The sequence below is a fragment of the Methanobrevibacter sp. genome (genome assembly GCF_017447225.1).
Classification (GTDB): domain Archaea; phylum Methanobacteriota; class Methanobacteria; order Methanobacteriales; family Methanobacteriaceae; genus Methanocatella.
In genome coordinates, this window is record NZ_JAFSNZ010000047.1 from 1 (window position 1) to 8,017 (window position 8,017).

General features: G+C 37.0%; 11 protein-coding genes. 5 read left to right on the top strand and 6 right to left on the bottom strand.

The window, feature by feature from the left end; translation table 11 throughout:
- Positions 1 to 245: 245 nt before the first annotated feature.
- Entirely contained in the window at positions 246 to 473 is a 228-nt protein-coding gene (locus tag IJQ68_RS04865) for a hypothetical protein (RefSeq protein ID WP_292797706.1), read from the top strand.
- 5 nt (positions 474 to 478) lie between these two features.
- On the top strand, positions 479 to 895 hold the full coding sequence (locus IJQ68_RS04870; RefSeq protein WP_292797708.1) for a C-GCAxxG-C-C family protein: 417 nt from the start codon (positions 479 to 481) through the stop codon (positions 893 to 895).
- On the opposite strand, the gene IJQ68_RS04875 is transcribed toward IJQ68_RS04870, so the two are convergent.
- The 4 genes from IJQ68_RS04875 to IJQ68_RS04890 form a co-directional block, all read right to left on the bottom strand.
- Positions 892 to 1,467 carry a hypothetical protein gene (locus tag IJQ68_RS04875; protein WP_292797710.1) on the bottom strand — a complete coding sequence of 192 codons (576 nt, stop codon included), beginning with the start codon at positions 1,465 to 1,467 and terminating at the stop codon, positions 892 to 894. The genes IJQ68_RS04870 and IJQ68_RS04875 overlap by 4 nt on opposite strands.
- Positions 1,468 to 2,109, bottom strand: coding sequence for a flavodoxin (locus IJQ68_RS04880; protein WP_292797712.1), 642 nt, complete (start codon positions 2,107 to 2,109; stop codon positions 1,468 to 1,470).
- A gap of 5 nt (positions 2,110 to 2,114) precedes the next feature.
- Positions 2,115 to 2,945 carry an SDR family oxidoreductase gene (locus IJQ68_RS04885; protein ID WP_292797714.1) on the bottom strand — a complete coding sequence of 277 codons (831 nt, stop codon included), beginning with the start codon at positions 2,943 to 2,945 and terminating at the stop codon, positions 2,115 to 2,117.
- Between the two features lie 232 nt (positions 2,946 to 3,177).
- Positions 3,178 to 3,687: a class I SAM-dependent methyltransferase gene (locus IJQ68_RS04890; protein WP_292797716.1), complete on the bottom strand. Its 510-nt coding sequence runs from the start codon at positions 3,685 to 3,687 to the stop codon at positions 3,178 to 3,180.
- Positions 3,688 to 3,784: 97 nt separating this feature from the next.
- Here IJQ68_RS04890 and IJQ68_RS04895 point away from each other — a divergent pair, with 97 nt between their 5' ends.
- From IJQ68_RS04895 to IJQ68_RS04905, 3 genes are all read left to right on the top strand, one after another.
- The gene (locus IJQ68_RS04895; protein ID WP_292797718.1) at positions 3,785 to 4,297 is read left to right on the top strand and encodes a YgjV family protein; all 513 of its coding nucleotides are present in this window, start codon (positions 3,785 to 3,787) and stop codon (positions 4,295 to 4,297) included.
- 183 nt (positions 4,298 to 4,480) lie between these two features.
- Positions 4,481 to 5,068 carry a DUF2249 domain-containing protein gene (locus IJQ68_RS04900; RefSeq protein WP_292797721.1) on the top strand — a complete coding sequence of 196 codons (588 nt, stop codon included), beginning with the start codon at positions 4,481 to 4,483 and terminating at the stop codon, positions 5,066 to 5,068.
- Complete coding sequence (locus IJQ68_RS04905) at positions 5,069 to 5,290, top strand: DUF1858 domain-containing protein (RefSeq protein ID WP_292797723.1); 222 nt, start codon at positions 5,069 to 5,071, stop codon at positions 5,288 to 5,290.
- Here IJQ68_RS04905 and dusB read toward each other — a convergent pair.
- Together dusB and IJQ68_RS04915 are read right to left on the bottom strand one after the other, a co-directional pair.
- A complete protein-coding gene (gene dusB, locus IJQ68_RS04910) occupies positions 5,287 to 6,264 on the bottom strand; it encodes a tRNA dihydrouridine synthase DusB (RefSeq protein ID WP_292797726.1) in 978 nt (325 codons plus the stop codon). The two genes, IJQ68_RS04905 and dusB, sit on opposite strands and share 4 nt — an antisense overlap.
- A gap of 174 nt (positions 6,265 to 6,438) precedes the next feature.
- Complete coding sequence (locus tag IJQ68_RS04915; RefSeq protein WP_292797728.1) at positions 6,439 to 7,920, bottom strand: sodium-dependent transporter; 1,482 nt, start codon at positions 7,918 to 7,920, stop codon at positions 6,439 to 6,441.
- Between the last annotated feature and the right edge of the window lie 97 nt (positions 7,921 to 8,017).

Genomic DNA, 8,017 nt, shown 5'->3' on the forward strand with positions numbered 1-8,017 from the left:
AAAAATAAAAAGAATAAATCAAAATTAAAGAATTTTCACTACAATAAATTCTTAAAAAAAATTAAAAATTGGATAATTACAAAATCATGAATATAACTATTATATAAATTTAACGGAAAAATAAAAACCCGAATTATAAAAGAAGACTGAAAAAAGGATTTTTAAACAAATAAACACTACTTTATAACAAAAGTCCTAACAAATTGACAGTCACGTATTTCGACATGGATCCGACTGTTGATGTTGTGGTCTTCGGTCACACCCACCTTCCGGCATACAGGGTTTACGACGGCTACGACAGACCTAAAGTCGTTGTAAATGAGGGGACCTGGATTGACACAAACACCGATGATTTGGAAAATACAGCAACGTTTGCTTTGATAGATTCCGGTGCTGATGAAACTGAAGTGGAACTTTTAAAGTATGTCGATGGCGAGTTTGTGGAAGTTAAAAATGATTATGTGGAGAAGTGAGTATTATGTCTAAAAGTAACGAAGCGGTAAAATTATTCGAAAGAGGACATTTGTGTTCGCAGGCTGTTTTTGAAGTGTTCAGCGAAGATTTGGGGCTTGCATCAAGTGAAGCTTTTAAGATTGGTGCATGTTTTGGAAGCGGCATGCGCAAAGCTGAAGTATGCGGTGCATGCGCCGGTGCGCTGATGGCTTTAGGATTGAAATATGGCGAAAGCAAAGAGAAATGTGATGAGGTTTCTGACAAATTTTTTGATGAGTTCAAAAAGGAAAATGGATCTTATCTTTGCAGGGATTTGCTTGAATGCGATATCAGCACTCCAGAAGGTGTCCAGTATGCACGTGACAACAATCTGTTTAAGGAATTCTGTCCTAAAATGGTTGCATCAGCAACAGAAATTGCCGAAAAGATAATGGAGGATTAGCTTTTCAGATTAAATAATGCGATAATCATCAAAACGATTCCTGTGTAATATACGGAATTAATCAGGATGTTTCCAGTCATCATGCTGAAACCGTAGTTTCCTATCAGGTGATTCCAGAAATCAATCTGAATCATACAGCAGATTCCAAACACTATGATTATCGGCAATATTATCTTTTTATATTTTATTTTTTTAATTGATTTATCCAGATTGGTGCCTAAATGCATTCCCAGAAGTATTACTGATAGGTATGCGAGAATTTTGTGAAGATAAATTGTAGTCAGATTACCCATATCGATGAATTGGCCGGATATCAGTCCGAAGGCACAGTTCAGGATAAACACGACAATAAAAGCTATGTTTATAGCTAATGTCAAACTTCTTTTAGGAGTGTATTTTCCCTTATTTATGCCTTTCAGATAACTTCTGTTCAGGTAGAGATGAACAATGACAAGAATTACCAGGCAAATCCCGATTATTTCGTGAATTGTGGGGTCGAGATATTGTCTTGAAAACTCAATTATCATCAGTATGAACAGTACAACGTCTACAATTATCTTTTCAGTCTTCATTTAAAATCCTAAACCTTTCAGCCATTCTATTGTTTGCTGTTTGCCGTCTTCGGTTCTTGCGGTTTTCCCGTCAATTGCAAGTCCGTCAGTATTCACTTTCGCTTCTGGAAGTTGTGATGCAATTGTCTGGTATGTTCCAGCATCTCCTGATCCTTCATGGGTATTGAACGGAATAACAGTTTTTCCACTGAAGTCATATTGCTCAAGGAATGTATACATTATGTTAGGCAGGTCTCCCCACCAGATAGGATATCCGATAAATATCGTGTCATAGCTGTCGAAATTATCTATCTTGTTTTTAATTTCAGGCCTTGCATTGTCAGACTGTTCTTTAGATGCCTGGTCTGTAGTTTCCTTATAGTCGTCAGGATAAGGATTCACAGGAACAATTTCAAATGAATCGGCATTCAGATATTCTTTGATGTATGATGCCATCATTGCGGTGTTTCCAACTTCCACATCTCCGACATTATAGTTTTCGCCGGTTTTTGAAAAGTATACTACAAGGACTTTGCTGTTGGTGTTGTTTTTCTTCAGTATATCGTTTGCTTTTGCCTCGGCATCACTCATCGCCGCTGCTTCACTTATTCCTACTGCCAGAATAATTAAAGCGATAATGCTTATAAGAAGTATTTTTTTCATTTCAATCACAATTCCGGCCTTAACTTTCCATAGAAGTATGATGCTGTTGCCCCGCCGTCTATCAAGATATCTGAACCTGTGATGAATGCTCCTTCATCGCTCATAAGCAGTTTTGCAACGCTTGCAACCTCATCAGCAGTTCCCGGCCTTCCTGACGGACAGTTTGCAAACATGTTTTTGTAGAAGTCTCCCCTAGGTCCGTTGAACTCGTCTATTGCCAGTGGGGTTACGATGATTCCCGGAGATATTGAGTTGATTCTGGCTCCTTTTTCTCCCCATCTGCATGCCTCATACATAACTCTTTTCACGTTGCATCTTTTGGCCATCTGGTATGCGTGAAGTGTATCTTCGATGTTTTCCGGCTGTAAAACTTCCAGGCCAAGCAGTTCCTCTGTCGGGGTCATTGCAAGCTGCTCGTCTATTTCAGCTCCCAGCTGTTTCATTCTGTGGCCGGACTGTGAGGAGATTGTCACTCCGCTTCCGCCTTCTTTGATTACTTTTCCGACTTCTTCAAGCAGAACTGCAGTTCCGTATAGGTCCACTTTGAGGATGGCCTCTATTGGAGCCTGTGAAGGGGATACTCCTGCCGCATTTATGAAATATGCGATTTCACCATATTTTTGGGCTTCTTTTATGATGTTTCTGATGGAGTCTCTTGATGATATGTCGCATTCATGAGCTTCACAGTCAAATCCTGCTTCGGTCATTATTTTAGCTATTGAATTTGCATTATCTGTGTTTTTATCGCCGATTATGATTTTTTTGCCATGACCTATTCTTCTGGCTATTGCCATTCCGATCTGTCCGGCACCTGTCAATAAAACTACATCTGTCATGGATAATAGTATTATTTTTAAAATATATAAATGTTGTTTTATGCAACAGTTATTTTTCAGCTATTATACACATCCACTCCAGAAACCTGTCTGAAAATGAAAAGTTGTCCCAATCGTCATCAATTACTTTAGTGCCTTCTTTCGTTATTATCTTTTCCTTTCTGTTTTTGGAATCCTTCAGATAGATTGTAATGTTGGAATATTCATTGTTTTCTAAAAATTCCTTCAGTTGTCAGTCATTGTAGACATTCATGTCAATCAGTTTTTCGGATATTTTCATGGGGATATTATCTGATCCGTTGGATTCCATACCTATCATAAATTTTCCGCCAGGTTTTAAAACTCTTTTGACCTCTCCGAAGCATTTCTCAATATCTGGCCAGAAATAAACTGTTTCAAATGCGGTGACTATGTCAAAGCTTTCGTCTTCAAATTCAAGACTCTGAACGTTTCCTTGGCTGATTTCCACTATTCCTTTTTTGATTAGGTCATCATTAACCTCTTTGGATATTTTAACGCTTTTTTCACTGTAGTCAACGCCATAAACTTTTTTAGCATGTTCGGCCATTCTGTTTATGTTTATTCCGCCGCCACAGCCGATATCCAGTATGGTGTCTGTTTCTTTGATGTCCAAATGCTTTAAAACCCATAATGATATTGGTGTATGTTCCTTGTTCATTGATTTTAGCTGTATTTCTCCCAGTTTTCCTTTCGGTTTTCTCATATTGTCGAAGATTCCCATAATAATCACTTGATTAATATTATTTCATTTTCACTATAAAAATTTTGGCATACCTAAATTTTAAATTATTTATATAAATTAAATCAATGTAATATTAATGGATTTGGCAATGAATATCATAATAGGTAACGGAATTTCTCTTTTTGCAGGCATTTTTTTAATAATGAGCTATTATATAAATGATGCCAAAAAGGCATATTTTTATCAGTTTCTAAATGCATTTATACTTGCCATTTCATCAGTTTTCTTTTTTTCATGGGTGGGAATCACCACAATGCTTATTGCGGCCATAAGAAATCTTATGGTATATTATGACCGTCTGTCCCGTAACTGGACAATTGTTTTTCTTATAGTGACTGTTGTTCTGGGAGTTTATGTAAATACCTTGGGATTCGTAGGACTTTTGCCCGTAATTGCTGTCGTTGAGATTACCTTGTGCAATTTCCTTTTAAAATCAATTAAACCTATAAAATTAAGTTTTATCATAAACAGTCTGATTTATATAATCTATTTCTTCGCAATATATGACTTTACATCTGTAGCCATCGAGTCATTCACTGCAATGGTCGGTGTAGTTTCTTTAGTTCAATTAATTAGAGGCGAAAAGTGATTGTTACTTTTACCACTGATTAAGTTACAAAATATTTATATATTCTTCTCTTCAAATATTTTTTTAAACACGGGAGGTTTTATCATGACTTTAGAAGATTGGAAATCTGAAATAAATAATTTTAAAACGATTGATGTGTGAGGTAAAGTAGGAAACTTCTTTCCAGCATTAAAAAAACAAGCAATGAAAGTTAATGAAGGTGAAGGTTTGGAAATCATTCAAAGTTTTGATCCGATTCCATTATATGAGGTAATGGAAGATTTGGGATTTGAATATTATACCGAAAAAACCGATGACCATGAATTTCATGCCTATTTCTATCGCGTTGAAGTTAAGCAGTCCCAAAAGGATATTCCTATGAGGCCTGTTGCTTTAACCAATATGCCCATCATTGATGAGGGTCTTGGTGAAGTGGCGGTTCAATTCTGGGATTTGACTTGGAACGATGAAAACAGGTATCTTGATTATGAAACAAGGTTGCTTTTGTCACTGACTAATGCTGTTGGTGCTGGAAGAATGCGTCAAGCAACACGGGAGCTTGTTAAAGGATACATTCATGGAATTGATTCTCGGGCATTTGATGATGTTTTCGAACTTTTGGCATGGAATCAGGGAATCGGATATTTCAGCTCTGAAATAGGGCCTTCCACTTTATTCAAGGCATATAAGACTATTAAACGCATGGAAAATAAAGGCAACAGTCGTTCTGAAATATGTGAAATTCTTAAAGAGAATTTTGGAGATAAGAATCCTGATGTAAAGGTGATTTAGATGCTTGAGATAAATGAAAATACAAAATTAATCGATATTTTGGATAAGTATCCATGGCTTAAGGATGAACTTCCAAACATTGACAAGAAATTTAAAATGCTCAAAACGCCTATCGGCAAGGTAATGATGAGAAATGCGGATATTACTGAAATGAGCAGACGTTCTGGCATGAGTGTTGATGAAATTATAAAAATGTTTTTTGAGTTAATCGAAAATCATTAATATTTCAAAGTTTTCACATAGTTTTCAAGCAGATCGAAAAGTTCCTCTTCAGTTTCTGTTTGAAATATTTTCTTTTTTATTTCCACGCTTCCGTGGAGGTTTTTCATATAATATGCGGCATTTGTCCTTAGCTTGTGGGCAATGATTTTGGGATTGTCGCTGTCCTTTTTAATCAGTTCAGTGTGTCTTTTAAACATGTCTAGCTTTTCTTTTGATGATACACGTTCAGGTTCCTTTCCATAATCCAGATATTCCACACATTGCCTGATTATCCATGGATTTCCCATGATTCCTCTTCCGATCATTATGGCGTCACAGCCGGTTTCGTCAAGCATTCTTTTTGCATCATAGCAGCTTCTTATATCTCCGTTTCCTATGACAGGTATTGAAACTTCATCTTTAACCTCTTTTATTATTGACCAGTCAGCTTTCACGTCATATCTTTCGTGGCGTGTTCTCGGATGTATTGCAATTGCTGAAGCGCCGGCGTTTTCTATAGTTTTTGCCATTTCCACTGCATTGTTTTCATCCCATCCGCTTCTGATTTTAACGGTAACTGGTATATCCACAGCATTCACCACTGTTTCAACAATGTCTGATGCCTTATCTGGGTCCTTTAGAAGTGCGCTTCCGGCTCTTGACTTGACGGCCACTTTGGTTACTGGACATCCCATGTTTATGTCAATGATGTCCGGTTGCATATTTTCTTCAATGTATTTTGATGCTATTTCAAATGATTCTGTATCTGATCCGAAAATCTGCTGTGCAATCGGACGTTCGTAATCTGTCATCATCAGCATTTCCTGTGTTTTGCTGTTCATATGCATTATTGCCCGTGTTGAAACCATCTCGGTTTCTATCAGTCCGCAGCCCATTGACTTGACTATCCTTCTGAATGCGGAATCGCATATTCCTGCCATCGGAGCCAAAACCACCTGATTATCTATTTCGACATCGCCTATTTTCCATTTCATAGTTACCATAATTCTATTTCTTTTAATCGATATTTAAAATTTGATGTAGATGGCTCTTCTTAAAAAATATTAATTCATATTATAATTCAATTAAAATGGTTGTGGGGTTAATGAAAATAACTATTATCATTATTTTATGTATTTTAATAATAGCTATCTTTCAGTATTCGACTATTAAATTTCCTTGTAGAAATCATCATTTTTTGCGGGCAGTTTCGTGAATATGAACGGAACGACAATTATCACTACCGTGAGTATTGCCATGATTGCAATGCTTATGCTGTCCCCTGTTGAAAGTGTTGAATAGATTCCCTGAATCCATAATCTCAATATGCAAATAGGCAATATGCATTTGATGACTGCTTTCCAGGTTTTTCCCACATGGATTCTTGAATTTTCATTCAATGTAGCTATCAGTTCGTCGAAGTCATATACCCAACCGAAAATAATGCATTCAAGCAGTACTGCAAACAGTAATGCGAAATTATTCAGGAATGCATCAAAGACTCCTAAAATCATGCTTCCAGCACCTGTGGCAAAGATTGATGAAATTACAACTCCTACGATACACACTATTGTTGCTGATTTTTTACGTGAGAAATCGAACTTTTCAGATATTGAGTAGCATACTCCTTCAAGAAGTGCCATGATTGATGTGATCCCGGCAAACAGGATGCACAGGAAGAACAACGGTCCGATGACTGATGCTGCAGGACCCATTACATTGAATACCTGTGGGAACACTACAAACGCAAGGCCGGTTCCTTCTGTTACAAGTTCATTGAATGGTATTCCGCTAGTCAGTGCCATGAATCCTAAAATTGAAAATATTCCGATTGAGTTAAACACCTCAAATCCTGAATTTGAAAATGCGACAATCAGTGCATTGTCCACCAATTCCGCTCCTTCCGGCAGATAACTTGCATATGTAAGTGCAATGGCCATACCTAAACTTAATGAAAATACAATCTGTCCGAATGCCGCCAGCCATACGTTAAGATTGCCTAATGCAGACCAGTCAGGTGTAAATATCTGGGTGTATCCTGAAGCCGCTCCAGGCAATGTCAGTGAGTATACTACGATAATAACAACGATAATACATAGTAACGGCAGTAGAATTTTACTCACCTTTCCTATTCCGTCATTCAAATTGGTTCTTATAATCATCCATGCAACGAACCAGATGGCTATGACAGAACCTAAAACTGCAGGAACTATTGTAAATATTCCGTTTATCGAATCACTTGACTGAAGAACGCTTTGTGAGAAGAAAACGTCAGGATTTGATCCCCATGCCTTTGTAAAGCTTAAAATTACATATATCAAATCCCATCCGACAACACAAACGTAATACGTCGTAATCAGAAATACTATAAGAAGAACAAACCATGCTACAGGTTCTAATTTATTGTGCACTGTGTATAAAATCCGGGAAAGGGATGTCTTGAATTTATATCCTACTGCATATTCGACTAACACAAAGGAAATTCCCAGAAGGAATAATGACACGATGTATGGTATCATGAATGACCCTCCACCGTTTGAATATAATACATTAGGGAATCGCCATATGTTTCCCAATCCCACTGCTGAACCTATCATTGCCAGAATGAATGTTAGGTTACTGTTCCATTCACTTTTCTTCTCACTGGTCATTTTTATCACTTAATTGTTATATTTTGAGCAATGTTCAATATATAATTGGCGATAAGGTTGTGTCGGATGTTAATTATTTCACTCAGAACAATTTTCA

Coding starts and splice junctions, on each gene's coding strand:
- IJQ68_RS04890 (WP_292797716.1), bottom strand. CDS start 3,687: ATGGGAATCTTCGACAATATGAGAAAACCGAAAGGAAAACTGGGAGAA.
- IJQ68_RS04870 (WP_292797708.1), top strand. CDS start 479: ATGTCTAAAAGTAACGAAGCGGTAAAATTATTCGAAAGAGGACATTTG.
- IJQ68_RS04880 (WP_292797712.1), bottom strand. CDS start 2,109: ATGAAAAAAATACTTCTTATAAGCATTATCGCTTTAATTATTCTGGCA.
- IJQ68_RS04915 (WP_292797728.1), bottom strand. CDS start 7,920: ATGACCAGTGAGAAGAAAAGTGAATGGAACAGTAACCTAACATTCATT.
- IJQ68_RS04885 (WP_292797714.1), bottom strand. CDS start 2,945: ATGACAGATGTAGTTTTATTGACAGGTGCCGGACAGATCGGAATGGCA.
- IJQ68_RS04875 (WP_292797710.1), bottom strand. CDS start 1,467: ATGAAGACTGAAAAGATAATTGTAGACGTTGTACTGTTCATACTGATG.
- IJQ68_RS04895 (WP_292797718.1), top strand. CDS start 3,785: ATGGATTTGGCAATGAATATCATAATAGGTAACGGAATTTCTCTTTTT.
- dusB (WP_292797726.1), bottom strand. CDS start 6,264: ATGAAATGGAAAATAGGCGATGTCGAAATAGATAATCAGGTGGTTTTG.
- IJQ68_RS04900 (WP_292797721.1), top strand. CDS start 4,481: ATGAAAGTTAATGAAGGTGAAGGTTTGGAAATCATTCAAAGTTTTGAT.
- IJQ68_RS04905 (WP_292797723.1), top strand. CDS start 5,069: ATGCTTGAGATAAATGAAAATACAAAATTAATCGATATTTTGGATAAG.